Annotated in this window: 23 protein-coding genes; 8 read left to right on the top strand and 15 right to left on the bottom strand. The window is 66.8% G+C overall.

The window, feature by feature from the left end:
- Nucleotides 1-21: 21 nt before the first annotated feature.
- From U9J41_RS00120 to U9J41_RS00110, 3 genes are all read right to left on the bottom strand, one after another.
- Nucleotides 22-1,278 carry an IscS subfamily cysteine desulfurase gene (locus tag U9J41_RS00120; protein WP_056442090.1) on the bottom strand — a complete coding sequence of 419 codons (1,257 nt, stop codon included), beginning with the start codon at nt 1,276-1,278 and terminating at the stop codon, nt 22-24.
- Nucleotides 1,278-1,775, bottom strand: a complete 498-nt coding sequence (gene iscR, locus U9J41_RS00115) for a Fe-S cluster assembly transcriptional regulator IscR (protein ID WP_056442087.1) — start codon at nt 1,773-1,775, stop codon at nt 1,278-1,280. Before iscR ends, U9J41_RS00120 begins: the two co-directional genes overlap by 1 nt.
- 158 nt (nt 1,776-1,933) lie before the next feature.
- Nucleotides 1,934-2,716, bottom strand: a complete 783-nt coding sequence (locus U9J41_RS00110) for a uracil-DNA glycosylase family protein (RefSeq protein WP_322399579.1) — start codon at nt 2,714-2,716, stop codon at nt 1,934-1,936.
- Nucleotides 2,717-2,880: 164 nt separating this feature from the next.
- Between U9J41_RS00110 and U9J41_RS00105 the strand changes: the two genes are divergently transcribed.
- Nucleotides 2,881-3,339: a CBS domain-containing protein gene (locus U9J41_RS00105; protein ID WP_322399578.1), complete on the top strand. Its 459-nt coding sequence runs from the start codon at nt 2,881-2,883 to the stop codon at nt 3,337-3,339.
- Between the two features lie 47 nt (nt 3,340-3,386).
- On the opposite strand, the gene maiA is transcribed toward U9J41_RS00105, so the two are convergent.
- Both maiA and U9J41_RS00095 read right to left on the bottom strand, forming a co-directional pair.
- Complete coding sequence (gene maiA, locus U9J41_RS00100) at nt 3,387-4,031, bottom strand: maleylacetoacetate isomerase (protein ID WP_322399577.1); 645 nt, start codon at nt 4,029-4,031, stop codon at nt 3,387-3,389.
- On the bottom strand, nt 4,028-5,053 hold the full coding sequence (locus U9J41_RS00095) for a fumarylacetoacetate hydrolase family protein (RefSeq protein WP_322399576.1): 1,026 nt from the start codon (nt 5,051-5,053) through the stop codon (nt 4,028-4,030). The genes maiA and U9J41_RS00095 overlap by 4 nt, the downstream gene beginning before the upstream one ends.
- A gap of 95 nt (nt 5,054-5,148) precedes the next feature.
- Between U9J41_RS00095 and U9J41_RS00085 the strand changes: the two genes are divergently transcribed.
- From U9J41_RS00085 to U9J41_RS00075, 3 genes are all read left to right on the top strand, one after another.
- On the top strand, nt 5,149-6,222 hold the full coding sequence (locus tag U9J41_RS00085) for a LysR family transcriptional regulator (RefSeq protein ID WP_425259779.1): 1,074 nt from the start codon (nt 5,149-5,151) through the stop codon (nt 6,220-6,222).
- A 34-nt stretch (nt 6,223-6,256) separates the two neighbouring features.
- Nucleotides 6,257-6,829 (top strand): gamma-glutamylcyclotransferase, encoded by a 573-nt coding sequence (locus U9J41_RS00080; protein WP_322399575.1) that lies wholly within the window; start codon nt 6,257-6,259, stop codon nt 6,827-6,829.
- An 82-nt stretch (nt 6,830-6,911) separates the two neighbouring features.
- Nucleotides 6,912-7,460 carry an ankyrin repeat domain-containing protein gene (locus U9J41_RS00075; protein WP_322399574.1) on the top strand — a complete coding sequence of 183 codons (549 nt, stop codon included), beginning with the start codon at nt 6,912-6,914 and terminating at the stop codon, nt 7,458-7,460.
- A gap of 105 nt (nt 7,461-7,565) precedes the next feature.
- Here U9J41_RS00075 and U9J41_RS00070 read toward each other — a convergent pair whose 3' ends face one another.
- Nucleotides 7,566-8,237 (bottom strand): PadR family transcriptional regulator, encoded by a 672-nt coding sequence (locus U9J41_RS00070; protein WP_322399573.1) that lies wholly within the window; start codon nt 8,235-8,237, stop codon nt 7,566-7,568.
- 138 nt (nt 8,238-8,375) lie between these two features.
- Here U9J41_RS00070 and U9J41_RS00065 point away from each other — a divergent pair, with 138 nt between their 5' ends.
- The gene (locus tag U9J41_RS00065; protein WP_322399572.1) at nt 8,376-9,704 is read left to right on the top strand and encodes a deoxyguanosinetriphosphate triphosphohydrolase; all 1,329 of its coding nucleotides are present in this window, start codon (nt 8,376-8,378) and stop codon (nt 9,702-9,704) included.
- A 12-nt stretch (nt 9,705-9,716) separates the two neighbouring features.
- Here the strand turns inward: U9J41_RS00065 and U9J41_RS00060 are convergent, their stop codons facing one another.
- Nucleotides 9,717-10,325 (bottom strand): ATP-binding protein, encoded by a 609-nt coding sequence (locus U9J41_RS00060; RefSeq protein ID WP_322399571.1) that lies wholly within the window; start codon nt 10,323-10,325, stop codon nt 9,717-9,719.
- 138 nt (nt 10,326-10,463) lie between these two features.
- On the opposite strand from U9J41_RS00060, the gene U9J41_RS00055 reads away from it, so the two are divergent.
- Entirely contained in the window at nt 10,464-11,006 is a 543-nt protein-coding gene (locus tag U9J41_RS00055) for a GNAT family N-acetyltransferase (protein WP_322399570.1), read from the top strand.
- Here U9J41_RS00055 and U9J41_RS00050 read toward each other — a convergent pair.
- The 7 genes from U9J41_RS00050 to U9J41_RS00020 form a co-directional block, all read right to left on the bottom strand.
- Entirely contained in the window at nt 11,003-12,106 is a 1,104-nt protein-coding gene (locus U9J41_RS00050) for a PA0069 family radical SAM protein (protein ID WP_322400127.1), read from the bottom strand. The genes U9J41_RS00055 and U9J41_RS00050 overlap by 4 nt on opposite strands.
- A gap of 144 nt (nt 12,107-12,250) precedes the next feature.
- Complete coding sequence (locus tag U9J41_RS00045; protein WP_322399569.1) at nt 12,251-12,874, bottom strand: tRNA-uridine aminocarboxypropyltransferase; 624 nt, start codon at nt 12,872-12,874, stop codon at nt 12,251-12,253.
- A 50-nt stretch (nt 12,875-12,924) separates the two neighbouring features.
- On the bottom strand, nt 12,925-13,539 hold the full coding sequence (locus U9J41_RS00040; protein ID WP_322399568.1) for an NADPH-dependent FMN reductase: 615 nt from the start codon (nt 13,537-13,539) through the stop codon (nt 12,925-12,927).
- A gap of 17 nt (nt 13,540-13,556) precedes the next feature.
- Nucleotides 13,557-14,942: an efflux transporter outer membrane subunit gene (locus tag U9J41_RS00035; RefSeq protein WP_322399567.1), complete on the bottom strand. Its 1,386-nt coding sequence runs from the start codon at nt 14,940-14,942 to the stop codon at nt 13,557-13,559.
- Nucleotides 14,939-16,174 carry an HlyD family secretion protein gene (locus tag U9J41_RS00030; protein ID WP_322399566.1) on the bottom strand — a complete coding sequence of 412 codons (1,236 nt, stop codon included), beginning with the start codon at nt 16,172-16,174 and terminating at the stop codon, nt 14,939-14,941. Before U9J41_RS00030 ends, U9J41_RS00035 begins: the two co-directional genes overlap by 4 nt.
- A 15-nt stretch (nt 16,175-16,189) precedes the next feature.
- On the bottom strand, nt 16,190-17,929 hold the full coding sequence (locus U9J41_RS00025) for an MFS transporter (protein ID WP_322399565.1): 1,740 nt from the start codon (nt 17,927-17,929) through the stop codon (nt 16,190-16,192).
- Complete coding sequence (locus U9J41_RS00020) at nt 17,926-18,357, bottom strand: MarR family winged helix-turn-helix transcriptional regulator (RefSeq protein WP_322399564.1); 432 nt, start codon at nt 18,355-18,357, stop codon at nt 17,926-17,928. Before U9J41_RS00020 ends, U9J41_RS00025 begins: the two co-directional genes overlap by 4 nt.
- 204 nt (nt 18,358-18,561) lie before the next feature.
- On the opposite strand from U9J41_RS00020, the gene U9J41_RS00015 reads away from it, so the two are divergent.
- Nucleotides 18,562-19,806 (top strand): dienelactone hydrolase family protein, encoded by a 1,245-nt coding sequence (locus U9J41_RS00015; protein WP_322399563.1) that lies wholly within the window; start codon nt 18,562-18,564, stop codon nt 19,804-19,806.
- 208 nt (nt 19,807-20,014) lie between these two features.
- Nucleotides 20,015-21,088: an IS481 family transposase gene (locus U9J41_RS00010; RefSeq protein ID WP_322399562.1), complete on the top strand. Its 1,074-nt coding sequence runs from the start codon at nt 20,015-20,017 to the stop codon at nt 21,086-21,088.
- Here U9J41_RS00010 and U9J41_RS00005 read toward each other — a convergent pair.
- The coding region (locus tag U9J41_RS00005) for an IS256 family transposase (RefSeq protein WP_322399561.1) at nt 21,085-22,133 on the bottom strand (1,049 nt) is incomplete at its 5' end. The two genes, U9J41_RS00010 and U9J41_RS00005, sit on opposite strands and share 4 nt — an antisense overlap.

Raw genomic sequence — 22,133 nt, 5'->3', positions numbered from 1 at the left:
CTTCGTGTTCGGTTCGGTGAATTAGTGGGCGGCCCACTGGATCGAGTTCAGGTCGATGCCGTCCTTGTGCATTTCCCACAGCGGCGACAGTTCGCGCAGCTTGCCGACCTTGGACTTCAGCAGGTTGACGGCGAAGTCGATGTCTTCTTCGGTCGTGAAGCGGCCGATGGTGAAACGGATCGAGCTGTGCGCCAGTTCATCGCTGCGGCCCAGGGCGCGCAGCACGTACGACGGTTCCAGGCTGGCCGACGTGCAGGCCGAACCGGACGACACGGCGATGTCCTTGATGGCCATGATCAGCGATTCGCCTTCGACGAAGTTGAACGACACGTTCAGGTTGTGCGGCACGCGGTGTTCCATGTCGCCGTTGATGTAGACCTCCTCGATCTCCGTCAGGCCCTTGGCCAGGCGGTCGCGCAGCGCCTTCACGCGCGCGGTCTCGGCATCCATCTCTTCGCGGGCGATGCGGAACGCTTCGCCCATGCCGACGATCTGGTGCGTCGGCAGCGTGCCCGAACGCAGGCCGCGCTCGTGGCCGCCGCCGTGCATCTGCGCTTCCAGGCGCACGCGCGGCTTGCGGCGCACGTACAGCGCGCCGATGCCTTTCGGGCCATACGTCTTGTGCGCCGTGAAGGTCATCAGGTCGACCTTGAGCTCTTCCAGGTTGATGTGCACCTTGCCGGTGGCCTGGGCGGCGTCGGAGTGGAAGATCACGCCCTTCTTGCGGCACAGTTCACCGATTTCCTTGATCGGCTGGATCACGCCGATCTCGTTATTCACGAACATCACCGACACGAGGATCGTATCCGGACGGATCGCCGCTTCCAGTTGCTCGAGCGAGATCAGGCCGTTGTCCTGCGGCTCCAGGTAGGTCGCCTCGAAGCCCTGGCGTTCCAGTTCGCGCACGGTGTCCAGCACGGCCTTGTGCTCGGTCTTGACCGTGATGATGTGCTTGCCCTTCGACTTGTAGAAGTGCGCGGCGCCCTTGAGTGCGAGGTTGTTCGACTCGGTCGCGCCCGAGGTCCAGATGATCTCGCGCGGATCGGCGCCAACGAGTGCCGCGACCTGCGCGCGCGCTTCCTCGACGGCCGCCTCGGCGCTCCAGCCGTACGCGTGGCTGCGCGAGGCCGGGTTGCCGAACTGCTCGCGCAGGTACGGGATCATCTTGTCCGCCACGCGCGGGTCGATCGGCGTCGTGGCCGAATAATCCATGTAGATCGGGAAATGCGGCGCAGTCGCGAAGCTCTGCTCGATTTTTTTGTCCAAGGGCGCGTTCATCAGTTCACTCCAATATGCTTAGCTTCAGTATTTTCCGACGGCGCGGGGCGGTGCATCACCACGACGTTCTGTTCTTTCTGCTTCTGCTGGTCGACGAGGTCCTGCAGCGTGACGGAATCGAGGAAATCGACCATCTTGGCATTCAGCGTGGCCCACAGCTCGTGCGTCATGCAGCGGGTGCCGCTGGCAGCGTCGGCGCCGTGACAGTTTTCCTTGCCGCCGCACTGGGTCGCATCGATCGGCTCGTCGACGGCGATGATGATGTCGGCGACGGTCACCTTGTCGGCCGTACGCGCCAGGCTGTAGCCGCCGCCCGGGCCGCGCACCGATTCGACGATCTCGTGCCGGCGCAGCTTGCCGAACAACTGCTCCAGATAGGACAGCGAAATGGCCTGGCGCTGGCTGATGCCCGACAGCGTGACCGGACCATTGCCCTGGCGCAGGGCAAGATCGATCATCGCGGTAACAGCAAAACGGCCTTTGGTGGTCAGACGCATCACAACCCCGGTTGGTTTTCCAGACAGTGTTAAAATCTTGCTTCTCTTCAACCAGTCACGCTTTAATCTGTCCTCGAGGACATTCGGAAAAGCCTGATTAGTTGATCGATTTAGTCAAGTATAGCGTATTTCGCCAGCCTTTGCTTGGCGCCCCCCTTTTAGCGGCGGTGCAGCAAATGCATCGGGCCGAACAGTTGCTGCATGCCCGCGTGGCGAATGAACGACAGGTTGTACGGGTGCTCGGCGTGGATCTGCGGAAAGCCGGCCGTTTCCGGCACCTTGTTCAGCTGCTCGGCGATCTTGCCCCACAGGACCAGCGTCGGCTTGTCGGCCCGCGCCGCCAGCGCGGCGAACACGGCGCGCTGGAACGGCACCCAGGCGCGCGCTTCCTGCACCGGAGGCACGTGCTTGCGGAACACGAGGGCCGCATTCAACAACAGGAAACCGTGGCCGAGCAGGTTGTCCTGCAGCTCGGCCAGCGTCCGGATCGCACCATTCGCCTCGGCCGCCTTCGCCACGGGCGCCAGTGCCGCGCCGCCCGTGTCGTCCGGACTCAGCTGGCCGTCGGCCACGAGCAGCATCTTCATGAAGTTGCGCAGCGACGTCGCGCGGTTGACGGGCTTCGACAGGCCCGTGTCCGACCACAGCGGTCCGACCGCGCCATCCATGAAGCACACGCCCGTCGCGCTTTCTTCGCGCGGATACGGGCCCTCGCCCACCAGCACATAGCGCACGGCGGGCAGCGGCAGGGCGAACGCGGCGAACAGGCGGCCGGCCGTCGGCAGGTAATGATCGTTCGCCAGGTCCGGCAGATAGGCGGGCGTGGCCCGCATCATCGCGTCGAGGCCGGCCATGAGATGCGGGCGCCAGGACGTGTCGGCGCGCGCCAGGGCTTCGATGACGGTCTGGGGAATGGCGGCGGAAATGGCGTGGTCCGGCATGGCATCGATCCAGGTTGAAAAGGGGCAGATTGTAGCCGAGCCGGGTTCGCACAAGTCCTTCATTTACGGGCTGTTCCGCAAGTCAACGTAGCGTCCGACCTGCGCGAATGCGTGCATCATGCATCTCCGTTTTAACGCCGTGTGAACGTATCGAGGAGGTTCAAATGCAGACCATTCAGGATGTGATGACCCGCGACGTGCAAAGCATTTCGCCGCAGGACACCGTGCAGCGCGCCGCGCAGATGATGGACGAACTGAACGTGGGGTCCATTCCCGTGCTGGACGGCCCCAGGCTGGTCGGCATGATCACCGACCGCGACATCACGGTCCGCTCGACGGCGGCCGGCCAGGCGCCGGGACAGACGCGCGTGGGCGACGTGATGAGCACCGACGTGCGCACCTGCGCGCCCGACCAGTCGGTGGACGAGGTGCTGGACCAGATGGGCGACGTGCAGATCCGCCGCGTGCCCGTCGTCGACGCGGCGTCGCACGAGGTGGTCGGCATCGTCTCGCTGGGCGACATGGCGGCCAAGCATTCGGCCGGCATCGACCACACGCTGGAAGAAATTTCGACGCCGGCCGCGCCGGATCGCTCGACGACCGGGTCGCAGACGCGGCACTGACATCCGCGGCGGACTGCGCGGCGCGCCGATCCGCCGCGCGGTCCGCGCTATTCCGCGTCCGGCTGCTGGGACGGGTGCGCCGCCACGAAGGCCGGGATCTCCACGCACGCCGCGTTGATGCGCGCGATGTTCGGATAGGCCGCGATGTCGACGCCCTGGCGCTGCGCATTGAACACCTGCGGCACGAGGAAGCAGTCGGCGATGGTCGGCAGATAGCCATGGCACAGCGGTCCCGCGCTGGGGTCGCGCGCCAGGTGCTTTTCCAGCACGTCGAGGCCGCCCAGCAGCCAGTGGCGGTACCACTGCGTCTTGACCTCTTCCGACAGGCCGAGGTCGTTCACGAGATAGCGCAGCACGCGCAGGTTGTTCACCGGATGGATGTCGCAGGCGATAATCTGCGCCAGCTCGCGCGCGCGCGCGCGCCCGGCGGCATCCTTGGGCAGCAGCGGCACCTCCGGGTACTCGTCCTCCAGGTATTCGAGGATCGCCATCGACTGCGTCAGCGTGATGTAATCGTCCTGGAAGGTGGGGACGAGGCCGCTGGGATTCATCTTGACGTAGTTCGCCTGCAGCTGTTCGCCGCCACCGCGCAACAGGTGCACCGGAACCGCATCGTACTCGAGCCCCTTGAGGTTGAGTGCGATACGCACCCGGTACGCGGCAGAACTGCGGAAATAGGTATAGAGCTTCATTCCTTCCTCCCGTGATAGTGTGCAACCTCCTGGTCGATGGCGCCGAAGACACTGGCGCCGTCGGCATCGAACATCTCGATACGGACAGTATCGCCGAAGCGCAGGAACGGCGTGCTGGGCGCCCCGTGCTCGATCGTTTCGTACATACGCAGCTCGGCCAGGCAGCAATAACCCACGCCGCCGTTGGCGATGCTCGAGCCGTGCAGGCTGCCCTGCTTGTTCGACACCGTGCCGGAACCGATGATGGAACCGGCGCCGAGCTCGCGCGTCTTCGCCGCGTGCGCGATCAGTTGCGCGAAGCTGAACGTCATGTCGTCGCCCGCATTCGGACGCCCGAACGGCGCGTCGTTCAGCGTGACCTGCAACGGCAGGCACAGCTTGCTGTCGCGCCATGCATCGCCGAGCTCGTCCGGTGTCACGGCCACCGGAGAGAACGCGCTGGCCGGCTTGGACTGGAAGAAGCCGAAGCCTTTTTCCAGTTCCTTGGGGATCAGGTTGCGCAGCGATACGTCGTTGACCAGCATGACGAGGCGGATGGCCTGCGCCGCCTTCTCGATGCTCGCGCCCATCGGCACGTCGCCGGTAACGACCGCGACTTCGGCCTCCAGGTCGACGCCCCATTCCTCGGACAGCACGGCGATCGGATCGCACGGGCCGACGAAGGAATCCGAGCCGCCCTGGTACATCAACGGGTCCGTGTAGAACGACGGCGGCACCTGGGCGCCGCGCGCCTTGCGCACGAGTTCCACGTGGTTGATGTAGGCCGACCCGTCCGCCCACTGGAAGGCGCGCGGCAGCGGCGAGGCACACTCTGCCTCGATGAAGGATTCCGCCCCGGCGGCCGTGCCGGCATTCAGCTGGTCGTAGACCTGGAGCAGCCGCGGCGCGACGTGATCCCAGTCGTCCAGCGCCTGCTGCAACGTGCGGGCGATCTTGGGGACGGCCTGGCAGGTGACCAGGTCGCGGCTGACGACGACGAGGGTACCGTCGCGGCCGCCCGACTTCAGGGTAGCGAGTTTCATGGCGTTTCCTTCAACGATTTAATGTTTCCGCCATTAAAAAGTAAAACGGACTATCATACAAACAATATTTTCCGCTCTATTTATCGGACTTTCTGATGAATCCCACCCTGCGCCAGATGCGCGCCTTCGTTGCCCTGGCAAAGACCGGTAACTTTACGCTTGCCGCGCAGTACATGCACGTTACACAGTCCGCTTTGTCCGGTTTGATCAAAGAGCTGGAACAAACTCTCGGCGTCCGTGTCGTCGACCGCAATACGCGGCGTATCGCAGTCACCGAAACGGGAAACGAGCTGTATCCCCTATTCAGCCAGATGATTGACGACCTCGACCGTGCGCTTGCGAACATTGCGGACCAAGCGCAACTAAGGAAAGGCATCGTACGCGTGGCCGTGCCCCAGTTGATGGCCTGCACCCTGCTGCCGCAGGTGATCGCCGCCTGGCGCACGCGCTACCCGGACATCGGCATCAGCCTGTCCGATTCGCCGGTCGAGGCCGTGACGACGCGCGTGCTGTCGGGCGAGACGGATTTCGGCATCGGCCCGGAACGCGACGGCGCGCCGCAACTGGAAGCGCGCGAGCTGATGGAGATGCCGTTCGAAGCCGTCGTGCCGCACGATCACCCGCTGGCGAAGCACAGCCGGCTCGGCTGGAGCGACCTGGCCGCGCATCCGCTGATCTCGCTGCGCGGCCAGTTCACCGAGCGCCTGCTGGCGGACATGGCACGGCGAAACGGCGGCGGCAAAGACGGTGGCGCCGGCAAGGATGACGGCGTGCGCGACGACGGGGGCGATGCCGAACGCGACGGTCGCAGCAACGGCGGCGGCGATGGCCGCAGCAACGGCCGAACCAACGGCGGCAGCGACATCCGCACCGGCAATGTGCGCGACGTCGCCCTGCGGCCGGCCCACGAGGTCACGTATATGACGACCGCGCTGGCCATGGTCGCGTCCGGCCTCGGCGTCACGGTCTGCATGCCCTATGCCGCGCCGCTCGTGCGGCTGCATGGCCTGCGCATGCTGCCGCTCGACGCGCCGGTATTGACGCGCCGCTTCTTCGTCTACACGCGCGAGCAGCGGTCGCTGTCGCCGGCGGCGGCCGCGTTCATCGCCTTCCTGTTCGACTGGGTCGGCGCGGCCGACAACCCCGCGGGCGCGCTGCGGCCGCGCTAGAATGCGGGTTCTACCACGCAACCTCCCGTCATCGATGTCCCATAACACCATCGCGATCAACCGGCGCATGGGCAAGTTCGACAAGCACGCCAGCGTCTGGCTGTTCGGCTACGGCTCCCTCATCTTCAAGGCCGACTTCCCCTACCTCGAGCGGCGCCCCGCCAGCATCGGCGGCTGGACCCGGCGCTTCTGGCAAGGCTCGCACGACCACCGCGGCACGGAGACGGCGCCGGGCCGCGTCGTGACGCTCGTGCCGGATGCCGGCGCGACCTGCCACGGCATGGCCTACCTCGTCACGCCCGAGGAATTCGCCCACCTCGATTACCGCGAAAAGAACGGCTACCTGCGGCTGGCGACCGACATCCGCTTCGAGGACGGCGGCAGCGCCGAAGGGCTCGTCTACATCGCCACGCACGAGAACGCGGCCTACCTCGGCCCGGCGAGTGAGCGCGACATTGCGCTACAGATCGCCACCGCGCGCGGCCCGAGCGGACCGAACAGCGAATACCTGCTGGAACTGGCCAAGGCCCTGCGCGCACTCGGCAAGCCCGACCCGCATGTGTTTGAGATCGAGCGCCACCTGGAAGAGTTCCGGCGCGAGGTTTGATCCCGCGCGACACCACCGCTGCCGTGCGCGGCGCGGCGTTGTGGTCTAATCCTGTCGGGCCATATGCCGTCAGGAGACCACGATGCAGGAACCGCAGCAGCCACCGTCCCGCCCGCCGTCCGCGAGCGAACTCGACGACGACACGCTGGCCTTCGTGCGCAAGGTCTTCCACTTCGCGCGCGCCGGCGAGGCCGGGGAACTCGCAACGTTGCTGGGTCAGGGCTTGCCGCCCAACCTGCGCAACGAACGCGGCGACAGCCTGCTGATGCTGGCCTGCTACCACGGCCATGCGGACGCCGCCCGCGTGCTGCTGGAACACGGCGCCGATCCGGAACTCATGAACGACGCCGGCCAGACCCCGCTCGCCGGCGCCGCCTTCAAGGGCGACACGGCGATCGCGACCCTGCTGCTGGACCACGGCGCGGCGGTCGACAACGCGGGGCCGAACGGCAAGACGGCACTGATGTTCGCCGCCATGTTCAACCGCGTGGACATCGTCCGCCTGCTGCTGGCGCGCGGCGCCGACCCGTTCCGCCTGGACGCGGACGGGAATGCGATCCTCGACGCGGCGCGCAGGATGGGCGCGGCCGACACGGCCGAACTGCTGACGGCCGCGACCAGCGAGCGCTGAAACCGACGCGGCGGCCGGCGGCGTCCGCGATCGCGGGCTATGTCGGCCCGGGCTCGCGGCTGCGTGCGCGCATGCTCGCCATGCTCGAGAACGACGTGCTGCCGTTCAGCTCCCGGTCGAGCCGGGCTGGCCGCCGCAGGCAGGCCCTTGCTCGATCTCGGCCGCCGCCCGCGCGAGGATTGCGGCGATGCGCCGCTGCTCATCAAGCGACGCACCGGCGCGCGTCATCAGCGCGCGCTTGAGCGCGTGGCGGGCTTCCGCCAGTTCCGCGGACCAGGCGCCGCGTCCGCCCGGTCCCTCCTCCCCTTCGGCAAGTGCGCTGCGCATCAAGTCCATCTTCTGCGCGGCCTGCTGTAAGCGTTCGAGCAACATGTCGACATGTTCGCGGTTGGCGTCCAGGTGGGCGCGGCCGTCATCGGACAGCGCGTAACGCTTGCGCGTGCCTTCGAGCTGGATGGTGACCCAGCCCAGGTCCTCCATGCAGGCCAGCGCCGGGTACATCATGCCGGGGCTCGGCGCATAGAAACCGTTCGACCGCGTCTCCAGCGCCTTGATGAGCTCGTAGCCGTGGCTGGGCTGGTCGGCGATCAGCGCCAGCAGCAGCAGTTGCAGGTCGTCCGACGACAACTTGCGGCCGCGCGGCAGACCGCCATCGTCGGAAAAGCCGAAGCCGCCCGGACGGCCGCCGCGGCCCGGGTGACCACCATGGCCGCCGTGGCCGTGGCGAGGCGAGAACCCGGCATGGTCGTGATGATGGTGGTGCATGTGATGTCGCATTGTGATCTCCATATGTCGTAAGATACATCGTAAGATATACAACGAAGTTGATACTGTCAACCATTATCCGAAAACACGGCTCCTTCACGCCTTGCGTTACACTGGTGCACACTTTTTCGCGAGCGAGGAACGATGTCGATGGAATGGGAACGCCTGGTCTCGACGATGCGCCTGGGCCGCGAAGATAACGGGGGCGACGGCGGCAGCCGCACGGGCTATATGCGCGACTGGGACCGGCTCGTATATTCGAGCGCGTTCCGGCGCCTGCAGGACAAGACGCAAGTGTTCCCGCTGTCGGACAGCGATTACGTGCGCACGCGCCTGACGCACAGCATCGAGGTGTCGTCCGTCGGTCGGTCGCTCGGCATGCTGTGCGGCGAATTCATCAAGGAGCGCGCGCCGGCGTTGTCGATGGTGCCGCAGGACTTCGGCAGCATCGTGGCCGCCGCCTGCCTCGCCCACGACATCGGCAACCCGCCGTTCGGCCATTCCGGCGAAGCCGCGATCCAGTCGTGGTTCGCCGACCATGCCGATCGCTGGCTCGCCGGATTGACCGACCGCGAGCGCCAGGACTTCCTGCGCTTCGAAGGCAATGCCCAGGGTTTCCGCCTCGTGACGCGGCTGCAGAATGCCGTCGACCACGGCGGCTTCCAGCTGACCTATGCCGTGCTGGCCGCGTTCATGAAGTACCCGCGCGCCTCCGACCTGGCGCCGGCGAAAGACAAGATCAGCGAAAAGAAGTTCGGCTACTTCGCGGACGACGCCGCCACGGCCGAACGCGTCGCGACCCACGTCGGCCTCGTGCGCAAGGGACCGGGCGCATGGGCACGCCACCCGCTCGCGTTCGTGATGGAGGCGGCGGACGACATCTGCTACGGCATCGTCGACCTGGAAGACGGCCACCGCCTCGGCCGCGTCTCGTTCGACGAAGCGCGCACCCTGCTGTGGCCCATCGCCTTTCCCGATGGCGCAAGCGAGAGCCCGTCCTATCGCCAACTGGCCGACGACACGGGCCGCGTGGAATACCTGCGCGCCCGCGCCATCGGCCATCTCGTGACGGCCGCGCTGGACGTGTTCCGCGCGCACTACGACGCCATCCTGGACGGCCGCTTCGAACAGGATCTCGCCGGCGCGTCGCGCTTCGCGCCCGAGCTCAAGGCGATCGCCATGCTGTCGCGCGAGCGCATCTATGCCACGCCCTTGGTGCTGCAGATCGAAGCGGCCGGTTTCGAGATCCTCGGCGGCCTGCTGGGCAAGATCGTGCCGGCACTCGTCAAGCCGGAAGCGGACCGCTCGGCGGCCGACCGCAAGATCGCCCAGATCATCCCCCAGCAATTCAGCCGCGGCGCCACGCCGTACACGCGCCTGCTCGGCGCGACCGACTACATTTCGGGGATGACGGACAGCTTCGCCCTGAAGCTGTTCCGGCGCCTGCACGGAATCGAGCTGCCGGGCACGATCGTCTAGCGCGCCGCGCGGTCAGCGCATGGCGCCGTCGAGCACGCGGCGCACCTGCCGCGCCCGCTCCTCCACGCTGCCGCGCACGACGGTGTACGGGATGCCGCGCGCAGCGAGGTCCCGCAACACGAGCTGCTGGATGCGCCCGCGCCACGCCTCGTTCTCGCGCACGGCCTGTTCCTCGTACGGGATGTCGTCGGCGCAGACGAAGGTGTGGGCATAGCGCGCCCGGCAATCGTCGGCGCAGCGCAGCAGCGCGGCCGGCGGCGTATCGCCGACCTGGTGGAACTCGATGCCCAGCAACAGCGTCGTCAACGCATTGGTGTCGACGAACAGCCAGCGCCGCGCCTGCGCCATGGCCTCGTCCTCGGCCGCGCGGTGCTTGACGGCGATGTCGACATAATCGTCCGGCCCCAGCCGGCCCTGCTTTTCTTCCCAGATGAAGCGGCCGATCTCGGGCACGGCGACGGTATCGTAGGCGTGCGCCAGATAATTGGACAACGTCGACTTGCCGGTCGATTCCGCGCCGACGAAGACGACCCGCTGGACGCCATTCGCCGCCCTGTCGTCCATCACCTTGTTCGTCACCTTGTTCGTCACCTTGTCCGTCGCACTGCCCTGCTCCACCATATCCGCCTGCTGATCGCGCCAAAGAGCGCAATCGTAGCCGAGAGCATGCATCCTCACAACCCGGCGGCGTCGGCGCCGTGAGTCCAGTCCAGCACGTTATGATGTCGGCAACGCAAACCAGCCAGCGCAGGCGCCACCATGACACTGTCACTTCACGCCGACGACTATCTGCTCCGCCCACTGGTCCCGACCGACGCCCCGGCGATGGTGACGACCGTCCGCGAATCGATGGCGAGCCTCGGCCCGTGGATGCCCTGGGCCCAAGCCGCCTACGTCGAGACCGATGCGCTGGCCTGGATCGCGGCCTGCGCCACCGCGCGCGCGGACGGCACCGCGCACGAGTTCGGCATCTTCCGCCGGGACGGCCACCACTACATCGGCGCGGCGGGCCTGAACCAGTTCAATCGTGCCCACCGCCTCTGCAACCTCGGCTACTGGGTCCGCGCATCGGCCCGGCGTCAGGGCGCGGGGCTGGCAGCCATCCGTGCGCTCGCATGCTTCGCCTTCGACCGCCTCGGCCAGACGCGCGTCGAGATCGTCGTCGCCGACGGCAACCTGTCCAGCCTCGCCCTCGCCCGCAAGGCCGGCGCCATCCACGAATGCCTGGCGCGCAACCGCCTCAACCTGCACGGCCGGCCCCTCGCGGCGCACGTGCTGGCGCTGGTGCCGGAGACGCCTTAAAACAAATCCATCTGCGCCGCCGCCGCGCTGGTCGGCCTGACGACCGTCTTCGGCACCACCAGCGGACGCCGGAACTGCGAGGGATCGCAGGTATTGAACCGGCTCATGCGGCCTTCGAGCCCCAGCCGCTTGACGGCCTTCGTGAAGCGCTGGCGGATCAGGTCGGCCCAGATGCCCTCGCCCGTCATGCGCTTGCTGAAGTCGCTGTCGTAGTCCTTGCCGCCGCGCATGTCGCGGATGCGGTTCATCACGCGCTGGGCGCGGTCGGGGAAGTGGGCGTGCAGCCATTGCTGGAATAGCGGGTTTACTTCCCACGGCATGCGCAGCACCGTGTAGTGGGCGCCGACGGCGCCGGCGTCCTTCGCCGCCTCCAGGATGCGCTCGATCTCCGGTTCCGTCACGAACGGGATGATCGGCGCGACGCTGACGCTGACGGGAATGCCGGCTTCCGTCAGCGTGCGGATCGCGCGCAGGCGACGGGCGGGCGCGGCCGCGCGCGGCTCGAGCGTGCGCGAGATCTCGCCGTCCAGCGTCGTCAAGGTGATGGCGGCGCAGGCCAGGCCCTTCGCGGCCATCGGCGCGATCAGGTCGATGTCGCGTTCGATCAGCGCCGACTTGGTGATCAGGCCGTACGAGTGCTGGCATTCGGACAGCACTTCCAGCACCTCGCGCGTGAGGCGGCGCTCGCGCTCGCAGGGCTGGTACGCGTCCGTGTTGACGCCGATGGCGATGTTTTCGGGCACGTAGCCCGGACGCGCCAGCTCGCGCCGCAGCAGGTCGGCCGCGTTCACCTTGGCGAAGATGCGGCTTTCGAAATCGAGGCCCGGCGACAGGCCCAGATAGGCGTGCGTCGGCCGCGCGAAGCAGTAGATGCAGCCGTGCTCGCAGCCGCGGTACGGATTCAGCGAGACGCTGAACGGGATGTCCGGCGACGTGTTGCGGCTGAGGATGGATTTCGCGATCTCGTCCGTGACGATCGTCTTGAGGGGCGCCGGCGCCTCGTCCTTGGATCCCGGCACGGTCCAGCCGTCGTCGAAACGCTCGCGGCCGTTCACTTCGTAGCGGCCCTGGATGTTGGTGACGGCGCCGCGGCCTTTCATGGGCCCGTGGATGGGCACGACCTCGGCGGACTTTTGCGGGAACGGCAACACCACCTGGCTGACCGCCCGACTTGCGTTTGCTTTGACCCGATTCACACGGCGCTCCTTAAGTACTGTATGTTTATACAGTATAGTACGCCGATCTCAGGAAGGGTTCAAGCGCGAAAAAAGAGCAGCTTGTTGTTGCACAAAACCGTCAAACGCCTGCAGCAGAGGCCGGCATGCGGCGGCGTCGCCCTCCAGCTGGGCCAGCGCCAGCGCGGCCGCTTCCAGCGTCGACAGCTGGTGCGCCGCGTGCGCCTTGCGAATCCGATAAGCCGACGCCGGCACGTCGTGCAGGGCGACCCGCGGCAGGTGCTGCAGCTCGGGATTTACGTACAGCATCTTGCGGCTCTTGCGCCAGGTGGCGTCCAGCACGACGAGCCGCAGGCGCTCCGGCTGCGCCATCAATACGGGATCGGGCGTGGGCGCGGCGGCGTCACCCGGCGTCTCGGGATACAGCAGCAGCGGCACGCGCCCGCCTGCGTACAGCAGCGCGTGCAGGGCCGCGGCATCGAACGCCTCGCCCACTTCGAGCCGGCTGCCGCCCAGGCACAAGTGCAGCAGGCGCGCGCTGTTCTTGGCGTTGCGCACCTCGAGCGGGTGTTGCAGGATCAGCAGGTCGGCGCGGCTGGACAGCGGCCGCACCCAGTGGCAGATGCAGGCGCTCTGCGCGCGCAGGCAGGCGGCGCAGGTGGCGCGCCGCGGCGGTGATGGGAGATTCGTCATGGGCGGCGACGATTGTAGCGTCTATCCCCCGCTGCCACGCCGTCACGCCATCACTGGCTGCCCATGCGCTGCCCCACGTGGGGCGCGTCGGCCGCCGTGTCAGGCGCATCCGGCCGCAGGGACTTGAGCGCGCGGCTCCACGCCACCACCTGGTCGAGCATGGCGTCGACGGCCTGCTCGTGGTGCGCCGCCGGGTTGAACGTCGCATGATTCTCGAAGTCCGTGCGCAGCGACAGCATCACGTGCGCGCGCACGTCCGCGACCATCAGCTCGCCCATCACGAGGCGCAGGCTTTCGATGGCGCGCGAGCCGCCCGCGCTGCCGTAACCGACGAAGCCGGCGGCCTTGTTGTTCCATTCCTTGTACAGGAAATCGATCGCGTTCTTCAGGGCACCGGACGTGCCGTGGTTGTACTCGGGCGTGACGAAGACATACCCGTCGAAGCCGGCGATGGCGGCCGCCCAGGCCTTCGTGTGCGGGTGCGCATACCGGCCCTGGGACGGCGGCACCGGTTCGTCCAGCAGCGGCAGGTCGAAGTCCTGGATGTCGACCAGTTCGAACACGGCATCGGCGCGCATGCCCGCGATGTCCAGCACCCAGCGCGCGACGTCCGGCGCCTTGCGGCCGGGCCGGGTGCTCCCGACGATGATCCCGATCTTGATCATGCTCCCCTCCTTTGTGGTTATTTGACCGATTCCAGCGGCGCCCAGCCGCCGCCCAGCGCGCGGTACAGGTCGACGTGGGCCTGCAGCCAGGCGGCGCGCAGCTGCAGCGCGCCGGTCTCGGCGCTGAACGCGTTGCGCTGGGCATCCAGCTCTTCCAGATACGACGAATAGCCGTTGCGGTAGCGGTTGTGGGCGATGCGCAGCACTTCCTTCGTCGCCACCCGGCGCGCCTCGGCCTCGTCCAGCTGTTCGCGCAGGCGCTGCACGGCGCTCAGGGCGTTCTCGGTGTCGGCGAATGCGTTACGCACGGCGGCCTCGTACGCGAACACGGCGCGGTCGCGCAGCGATGCCGAGATGTCGGCCTGGGCGCGCAGCCGGCCCGCGTCGAACAGCGGCGCGAGGACGCTGCCGCCCACGCTCCACAACGCGGTCGGCGACGACAGCAGCGTCGGCAGGTCGTGCGCATACGCGCCCAGCGACGCCGTCAGCCGCAACGACGGCAGCATCTGGTCGCGCGCCGCGGCGAGACTGGCGTCGGCCGCCGCGACCGCGCGCTCGGCCGAGGCGACGTCCGGCCGGCGCCGCAGCAGGTCGGACGGCAGGCCGGGCCGGATCGCCGGCGCGTCCAGGCCGGCCAGGTCCGCGCCCCGTTCGACCGGGCCGGGATTGGCGCCGGCAAGGATGTCGAGGGCGTTCTCCTGCTGCGTGATCGCCCGTTCCAGCTGGGGCACGACGGCGGCCGTCGCACGGTATTCCGCTTCCGCCTGCGCCAGTTCGAGGCGCGAGCTGTAGCCCACCTCGAACTGCCGCCGCGCCAGGTCCAGCGAGCGCTGGCGCGACGCCAGCGTGGCGCGCGCGAGGGCCAGCTGCGCGTCCAGCCCGCGCAGGTTCAGGTAGCCGGACGCCGCGTTCGCGGCCACCGACAGCGCCGTCGCATCGGACGCCGCCTGCTGCGCCGCGTAATCCTGGCGCGCCGCCTCGGTCGCATTGGCCAGGCGGCCGAACGGATCGAGTTCGTAGGCGGCCTGGAAGCTGCCCTGCATGGCGGTGGCATCGATGGGCGTGCCGAACGGGCCGATCGCGCGTGCGCGTGCGGGCGAGAAACCGGCCGACAGCGTCGGTTCCTGGGCCGATCGCGCCACCTGGATGCGTGCCCGGTATTCGCGCAGCCGCGCCTGCGCCGTGCGCACGTCGTTGTTGCGTTCCAGCGCCCGTGCCACGAGACGGTCCAGCGCGGGGTCGCCGAACGCGCGCCACCAGTCGCGTTCCACGGGCGCGCCGGGGCCGACCTTGGCGCGCCACGCCGCCGGTACGACGAGCGTCGGTTGCGGCGGCGGCTGCACGGGGATGCGGCAGCCGGCTAGCAGCGCGGTGCAGGCGCCGAGCACGAGGCGGCGTTTCATCGGGCCGGCTCCGGTGAACGTGGCGCGGACTGCGGCGTCCGCGTGGGCACGGGGGTGCCCACCCTACCATTTTCTGGCTCCGGTGACCGTGGCGCGGGTACGGGGGTGCCGACCGTACGCGCGTCGCCCGGGCCCGGCGGGACGCGGCCGGCGGCCTTGGTGTCGATGCTCGCCACCACCGACATCCCCGGCCGCAGGCGCGCGGCCAGCGCCTGGTCGGGGTCGATGCTGATGCGGACCGGGATCCGCTGGGCGATCTTGACGAAGTTGCCGGTCGCATTGTCCGGCACGATCACGGAGAATTCGGAGCCGGTCGCGGGCGAGATCTGCTCGACGTGACCGCGCAGCCTGGCGTGGTTCAGCGCATCCACGGTGAAGGTCACGGGCTGGCCCAGGCGCACATCGGCCATCTGCGTTTCCTTCATGTTGGCGATCACCCACATCGCCTGCGGCACGAGCGCCGTCAGTTGCGCGCCCGCGTTGACGAACGCGCCCAGGCGCACGCCGACCTGCCCCAGCTGGCCGTCGCGCGGCGCCGTGATGCGGGTGTTGGCGAGGTCGATCTCGGCCAGCCGCACGGCCGCCTCGGCGTTCGCGACGGCCGCTTCCAGCGATGCGCGGTTGACGTCCACCGTGCGCAGGTTCTGCCGCGCGATCTCCAGCGCGGCGCGCGCCTGCTCGGTCGCCGCGACGGTCTGGGCGCGCGCGGCGCGGGCGGCGTCGCGCTCGCGCGCCGACAGCGCCCCGTCGGCCGCCAGTTCTTCGACCCGGCGCAGGTCGGCGCCGGCGCGCCGCGACTGGGCGGCGGCGTTGGCGACGGCGGCCTGGTTCTGGGCGATGGTGGCGCTGGCCGTCCGCCGGCTCTGCGCGAAGTTCGCGAGCGCGGCGCGCTGCGCCGCGAGCTGGGCCCGGGCCTGGTCGAGGCGCTGCCGGTAGATGCGGTCGTCGATGCGCACCAAGAGCTGGCCCTCGCGCACCATCTGGTAATCCTGCACGTCGACCTCGACGACGTAGCCGGACAATTGCGGGCTGATGATCGTCACCTGGCCCCGCACGAGGGCATTCTCGGTCGTCTGCAGCGCGCTGTGGAACGGCGGCAGGTTCCACGCGTACAGCACGATCAGGATGCCGATCAAGGCGATGAACGCGAACAGCAGGCCGCTGGCGATGACGTTGCGGTTCGACTTCCGCTGCGTGGTCGTCGTGGTGGTCGTGGTGGTCGTTTCCGGCATGGCGATGGGCTCGGTTCAGGTGGGGACGGCCGGCGTCGGCAGGGGCGGACGCGGCGCCAGGCGCCGGTCGCCGGACGGCACCGCGATCGGCGAATCGGTCGGGTCGGGCGGCGCCGGGACCGGCAGCGGCGCCGGCGGTGGCGGCGCCACGTATTTCAGCCACAGCGAGCGGCCGAAGATCCACGCCGCCAGCAAGGTGGCCAGCAAGGCGATCAGCAGGAACACGTCGTTGTAGGCGAGGATGTTCGCTTCGCGCGCGGTCGCCTGCGTCAGCACGGAAATGCCCTGGCGCGTGCGCGCGGACGGGTCGGCCAGCATGCGCGCGTACGCGGCCGCGCCCTGCTGGATGCGCGCGGCGACGAGCGGATCGAGCGAACTCAGTTGCTCGGCCAGCACGGACGAATGGTATTTTTCGCGCATCACCTGGAACGTGCCCAGCAGCGCGGAACCGATCAGGCCGCCCAGGTTCTGCGTCAGCCCGAACAGCACGGAAAAGCTGATCAGGTTCGCGGGATTCGAAATCACGGATCCCAGCAACGTCAGCAGCAGCGGCCCCAGGAACATCACGCCGCCGAACGCCAGCATGCCCTGGCTCACGTACAGCTGCGCGGGCCGCGTGACGTTGCTCGCGTGCGAATCGACCCACGCGCCCAGCGCCATGATCAGCAGGGCGACGACCTGCGGCGCCATCAGGTGCGGCGGCCGGATGATCAATACCGACACGGCGATCCCGAGGATGGTACTGAGCAGGATGACGACGAACAGCGTCTGCATTTCGTCGTTGTTCAGGCCCACGAGGCGCAGGAAGCCGACGGCGCCGATGCTCTGTTCCGACAGCACGACGCGCACCAGCATCAGCGCCAGCGCCAGCCGCACGATCATGCCGTTGGTCAGCCAACGGAGGTTCAGCAGCGGATTCTCGCGGTTGTGCTCGACGCAGATCGCGGCCAGCAGCAACACGATGGCCAGGGCCAGCGCGATGCCGACCCAGACGTTCTCGGTCCACCACAGCACGCGGCCGAACGTCAGTGCCGCGCACAGCAGGGCCATGCCAGGCGCGAACAGGGAAAACGTGAGGAAGTCGGCGGGCCGGAACGCCCTGAACCGGTCGCCCGGCGGCAGTTTGAGCCACAGCACGGCGGCCAGCGTGACGAGCGTCAGTCCCAATTCGAACAGGTACAGGCCGCGCCATTCCGCCATCTGCAGCAGGCTGCGAGAAAAGATGTAGGCGATCGGCTGCGCCAGTTGCGCGATGCCGGTCGAGATCACGATGCCGCGCGGCCGCCACGGCTTCGTGAACGCCTGCAGCGTGTAGTACAGACCGAGCGTCGACAGCGCCGCGCCGACCATGCCGTGGGCCGCGCGCACGGCGATGGCCGAGCCGAGGTCGCCCACGAACAGATGGCCGAACGTGACGAGCGCGTACAGCACGAGGAAGAACTCGGTGAACGCGCGCAGGCCAAACTGCTGGCGGAATTTCACGAGCAAAAGGTTCATCGAGACATTGGTCATCACATAGGCCGTCGGCAGCCAATTGGCCTCGGCCGAAAAGACGCCCAGCGTGCCCTGCAGGTTGACGAGGTTGACGGTGACGAGTGCATTGCCCAGGCCGCCAGTCAGCGTCACCAGCGTGCCGACCAGGAAATAGGCGATACGGCGCGGCGTCGAGTGGCTGGGAAACGACGGACTGCCCGGCAGCGTGGGGCGCTCGTCCGGATGCCACTGGCGCGGCGCGTAGTCGTCGTCGTCGCTCATGCATCCTCCAGCAGGCGTTGGAACGCTTCCAGCACGCCGGCGGCGGCGGCCATCGCATCGGCGTCGAGCCGCTCGACCGTCGCGCGCCGCAGCGCGGCCGCTTCCGCGCGCACCTGCGCCGCGAGCGCCACGCCCTGCGCCGCCAGCGCGATGCGCCGGACGCGGCGGTCGCCCGGCTCGGCCTGGCGCAGCACCAGGCCGCTCGCGACGAGGCGGTCGAGCGTCGTCACCAGCGTGGCGCCGTCCACGCCGAGGCGCTGCGCCAGTTCGCGCTGCGACGGCGGCTCGGGACTGTCCGCCACGGCCGTCAACGCATTCCAGCCGGCCGTCGTCAACCCGTGCGCCTTCAGGTGGCGTTCGAGCGCGAGGCGCCAGGCACGCGCGCCGCCTTGCAGGGCCTGCAGGAAACGGTCGTCGGTATTCATCATGTCAAGGAAACATGGGCATCCCAATCGTTGGCCCTGCAGATTATCTGCCTGTTATGGCAAATGTGGCCACACGCGAAGATTTAATTCGAGAATTGGTTATTCGGATATTGCTCTGGAAAATCACCGTGCTTAGAATCAATTCATTCCACGAGGCAATCAGTTCTCGGGGAAAACGAGCAAACCCGGTGTCCTTCAGAGTTTCCTATGTTCAGAGCCCGTATTTCCGTTCGCAAGCTGACGTCCGCCCTCCTCGCCGCCCTGGCCCTGCTGCCTGGCCTCGCGATCGAACAAGAGTTGCAACTCGACTATCGGATCAATGAACACATCATCCTGATCCCGGCCGGCCAGGACCACCAGGCCCGCCTCGAGACGACGGTGTTCCAGCCGAACGGTCCGGGACCGTTCCCGCTCATCATCATCAACCACGGCAAGGACCCGGGCCACCCGAACCTGCAGCCGCGCGACCGCTTCTACCACATGGCCCACGCCTTCGTGGAACGCGGCTATGCCGTAATGGTGCCGATGCGCCAGGGCTTCGCCAACTCGACCGGTTATTACCACGACCACGGCTGCGACATGACGGCCAACGGCTACACCCAGGCCGAAGACATCGTCGCCACCCTCGCCTATGCACGCGAGCAGAGCTGGATCGACGCCGACCACATCGTCGTCGCCGGCCAGTCGTACGGCGGCCTCGCGACGGTCGCGCTGGGCACCCAGGACCTGCCGGGCGTGCGCGCCCTGCTCAACTTCGCCGGCGGCCTGCGCGACGACAGCAACGGCTGCGGCTGGCGCTCGGCGCTCGTCTCCGCGTTCGCCGAATACGGCGCGCAGAACAAGGTCCCGAGCCTGTGGATGTATGGCCAGAACGATTCGCTGTTCTCGCCGGAACTGGTGGCGCGCATGCACGACGCCTTCGAACAGGCCGGCGGCCGCGCCACACTCGTCGAATACGACGCGTTCAAGCGCGATTCGCACGGCATGCTCGCGAGCCGCGACGGCGAGAAGGTGTGGCTGGCCGACACGATGAAATTCCTGCAGCAGGTCGGAATGCCGACCAAGGTGGTGTACAAGGTGCCGGAACCGCCGCAGCCGCAGGCGACCAATTTCGCCGGCATCGACGACATTGACGCCGTGCCCTTCCTCAGCGAGAACGGCAGGCGCGCCTACCGCGAATATCTCACCAAGATGACCCCGCGCGCCTTCGCCGTGTCGCCCAGCGGCGCCTGGTGCTGGGCGGAGGAAGGCGAGGACCCGGATGCGCGCGCGCTGGCCACCTGCTCGGCGAAGAGCGACAAGCCGTGCCGCCTGTACTCGGTGGACGAGAACGTCGTGTGGAACCCGGACCTGGCCGAGAAGGCTGCCGTCACGGCATCGAACACCCCGGCGCCCGTCGGGCCCGGCGATGGCGCGGTGGGCAATGCGGCCGGGATGACGGCGGCGAACTGACCTTTTTTTCGCTCTGCACAATGACCGTAGGGTGGGCACGCCGTGCCCACGCGTGACGGGTGCGGTTCGTTGGCGTTACGCGTGGGCGGAGGGCCTGTTTGGCACAGACACATAGTGGACACTTGTCTAGAGACATAGTTGACACCTTTTATCATCATTGCAACTTCGTTATTTGGAGCTTGCGATGCCTTGGAAGGAATCCTCAAAGATGTCTTCTCGACTGGAGTTCGTCACGCTCGCGACGGCGCAGGGAGCAAATATTCGAGCCCTATGCCGTTCGTTTGGAATCAGTCCACAGACGGCCTATAAACTGCTTGCACGCTTCAAAGAACATGGGAGTGAGGGGCTGCAGGAGCGGTCGCGAAAGCCTCACTCCTCACCGCGACGTAGTAGCGAGCAGCTCGAATCCGAAGTGCTGGCACTGCACGAAAAGTACCCCTGCTGGGGAGCGCGCAAGTTGGCGACTTTTTTGCCAGAAGATGTCAGGCCTCATGCCAATACCATCTCTGCCATTTTGAAGCGGCATGGCCGGCAGGTGGCGGTATCGACAGACGCCCGGTCACCTGCCATAAAAAGGTTTGAGCATGAAGCTCCGAATCTGCTCTGGCAGATGGATTTCAAAGGGCACTTTGCGTTGACCGACTCGCGCGCCGGGCGATGCTATCCGTTGACGGTATTGGACGATCACTCTCGCTTTGCCATCTGTCTGAAGGCCTGCCCCGGCGAGACCGGTGAGCATGTCAAACAAGCTCTCACCGACGCATTCAGGCGTTATGGACTGCCTGAGAAAATTACCTGCGACAACGGCAATCCCTGGGGAACCCCGAAACAGAACGGGATCACAAAAATCGAGGCGTGGCTGATGCGAGTCGGCATTAAAGTCGGCCATAGCCGACCAATGCATCCTCAAACACAAGGCAAAGATGAGCGGTTTCATCGTACCCTCAAGCGCGAACTTCTTGAGCGTACCGGATTTAACTCGCTCCAGAACTGCCAACAGGCCTTTGATCGCTGGCGTGATCAGTACAACCTGGTTCGACCGCATCAAGCTTTAGGTCAGAAGCCGCCTTCCTCTCGCTACGCAGTCAGCGCAAGACCGTATCCCGAACAATTGCTCGCTATTGAATACGATATAGGTGACGAAGTCAGAAAGGTCCGCGGCAGCGGATACATCAGCTTTTTGGGGCGGCAGTTGTTCGTCGGTGAGGGCTTGGTGGGAGAACCCGTCGCTGTCCGGCCGAGGGGGGTGTACCAGATTCTGTGTAAACGAGTCTTTGTTTAAGTCTGCGGCACGCGGTCTTCAAACTGGATGGCGAAGCGGTTTAGCGCAGCTTTCCAGTCCCGTATCGGCATCGTCCACTTCTTGCTGATGTTGTTCAGGGCGAGATAAAACAGCTTGCTGACAGCTTCGTCGGTTGGAAAGGAACTGCGGGCCTTGGTCACTTTTCGCAGGCTCATGTTAATCGATTCAATAGCGTTCGTGGTGTATATCACCTTGCGGATTTCCGGCGGGTAGTCGAAGAACGGTATAACGCGCGCCCAGTTGCGGCGCCAGGATTGACTTATGGATTTATACTGTTTATCCCATTTATCCTCGAATTCAGCAAGCCTGAGCTCAGCCTCGTCGGTGGTGGCTGCACTGTAGATCAGCTTCAGATCAGCTGCGACCTCCTTCTGCGCTTTCCAGGGCACGAAGTTCAGGCTGTTGCGCACCATGTGGACGATGCACAGCTGAACCGAGGTCTGCGGATAGACCGCCTCGATGGCGTCCGGGAAGCCTTTCAGGCCGTCGACGCAGGCGATGAAGATGTCCTGTACGCCGCGATTTTTTAGCTCGGTCACGACCTGCAGCCAGAACTTCGCGCCTTCGGTTTGGGAGATCCACAGGCCCAGCACTTCCTTGTGGCCATCCATGTTGACGCCGATGGCCAGGTAGATCGCCTTGGTGCGCACTGCGCCGTTGTCGCGCACCTTGACGTGGATGCAGTCGAGATACAGGATCGGGTACACGGCATCGAGCGGGCGGGCCTGCCAAAGCTTCACATCCTCGCTGACAGCGTCCGTGACGTTGGAGATGAGGGTCGGTGACACCTCGGCGCCGTACATCTCTTCCAGATGGCTTTGGATCTCCCGCACGCTCAGGCCACGCGCGTATAGCGAGATGATCTTGTCGTCGAAGCCGGCCCAGCGGGTCTGATGCTTGACGACGATCTGCGGCTCGAACGTGCCCTGGCGGTCGCGAGGAACGTCGAGCGGCAGCGCGCCGAAATCGCCCTTGAGCGTCTTGGTGCTATGGCCGTTACGGGTGTTGGCGGTGCTGTTGGTCA

This window comes from Massilia luteola (assembly GCF_034420155.1).
Taxonomy (GTDB): Bacteria; Pseudomonadota; Gammaproteobacteria; order Burkholderiales; family Burkholderiaceae_D; genus Telluria; species Telluria luteola.
The sequence above is the reverse complement of the archived record's forward strand: the minus strand, read 5'-3'. Positions and strand labels throughout refer to the sequence as shown.

Excerpts from the sequence above, each read along its gene's own strand:
- iscR (WP_056442087.1), bottom strand. The coding sequence starts at position 1,775 with ATGCGTCTGACCACCAAAGGCCGTTTTGCTGTTACCGCGATGATCGAT.
- U9J41_RS00035 (WP_322399567.1), bottom strand. The coding sequence starts at position 14,942 with ATGAAACGCCGCCTCGTGCTCGGCGCCTGCACCGCGCTGCTAGCCGGC.
- U9J41_RS00080 (WP_322399575.1), top strand. The coding sequence starts at position 6,257 with ATGTCCCATAACACCATCGCGATCAACCGGCGCATGGGCAAGTTCGAC.
- U9J41_RS00020 (WP_322399564.1), bottom strand. The coding sequence starts at position 18,357 with ATGATGAATACCGACGACCGTTTCCTGCAGGCCCTGCAAGGCGGCGCG.
- U9J41_RS00095 (WP_322399576.1), bottom strand. The coding sequence starts at position 5,053 with ATGAAACTCGCTACCCTGAAGTCGGGCGGCCGCGACGGTACCCTCGTC.
- U9J41_RS00070 (WP_322399573.1), bottom strand. The coding sequence starts at position 8,237 with ATGCGACATCACATGCACCACCATCATCACGACCATGCCGGGTTCTCG.
- U9J41_RS00015 (WP_322399563.1), top strand. The coding sequence starts at position 18,562 with ATGTTCAGAGCCCGTATTTCCGTTCGCAAGCTGACGTCCGCCCTCCTC.
- U9J41_RS00025 (WP_322399565.1), bottom strand. The coding sequence starts at position 17,929 with ATGAGCGACGACGACGACTACGCGCCGCGCCAGTGGCATCCGGACGAG.
- U9J41_RS00120 (WP_056442090.1), bottom strand. The coding sequence starts at position 1,278 with ATGAACGCGCCCTTGGACAAAAAAATCGAGCAGAGCTTCGCGACTGCG.
- U9J41_RS00050 (WP_322400127.1), bottom strand. The coding sequence starts at position 12,106 with ATGAAAGGCCGCGGCGCCGTCACCAACATCCAGGGCCGCTACGAAGTG.
- U9J41_RS00065 (WP_322399572.1), top strand. The coding sequence starts at position 8,376 with ATGGAATGGGAACGCCTGGTCTCGACGATGCGCCTGGGCCGCGAAGAT.
- U9J41_RS00085 (WP_425259779.1), top strand. The coding sequence starts at position 5,149 with ATGAATCCCACCCTGCGCCAGATGCGCGCCTTCGTTGCCCTGGCAAAG.
- U9J41_RS00055 (WP_322399570.1), top strand. The coding sequence starts at position 10,464 with ATGACACTGTCACTTCACGCCGACGACTATCTGCTCCGCCCACTGGTC.
- U9J41_RS00075 (WP_322399574.1), top strand. The coding sequence starts at position 6,912 with ATGCAGGAACCGCAGCAGCCACCGTCCCGCCCGCCGTCCGCGAGCGAA.
- U9J41_RS00010 (WP_322399562.1), top strand. The coding sequence starts at position 20,015 with ATGTCTTCTCGACTGGAGTTCGTCACGCTCGCGACGGCGCAGGGAGCA.
- U9J41_RS00060 (WP_322399571.1), bottom strand. The coding sequence starts at position 10,325 with ATGGTGGAGCAGGGCAGTGCGACGGACAAGGTGACGAACAAGGTGACG.
- U9J41_RS00110 (WP_322399579.1), bottom strand. The coding sequence starts at position 2,716 with ATGCCGGACCACGCCATTTCCGCCGCCATTCCCCAGACCGTCATCGAA.
- U9J41_RS00030 (WP_322399566.1), bottom strand. The coding sequence starts at position 16,174 with ATGCCGGAAACGACCACCACGACCACCACGACGACCACGCAGCGGAAG.
- U9J41_RS00045 (WP_322399569.1), bottom strand. The coding sequence starts at position 12,874 with ATGACGAATCTCCCATCACCGCCGCGGCGCGCCACCTGCGCCGCCTGC.
- U9J41_RS00105 (WP_322399578.1), top strand. The coding sequence starts at position 2,881 with ATGCAGACCATTCAGGATGTGATGACCCGCGACGTGCAAAGCATTTCG.
- U9J41_RS00040 (WP_322399568.1), bottom strand. The coding sequence starts at position 13,539 with ATGATCAAGATCGGGATCATCGTCGGGAGCACCCGGCCCGGCCGCAAG.
- maiA (WP_322399577.1), bottom strand. The coding sequence starts at position 4,031 with ATGAAGCTCTATACCTATTTCCGCAGTTCTGCCGCGTACCGGGTGCGT.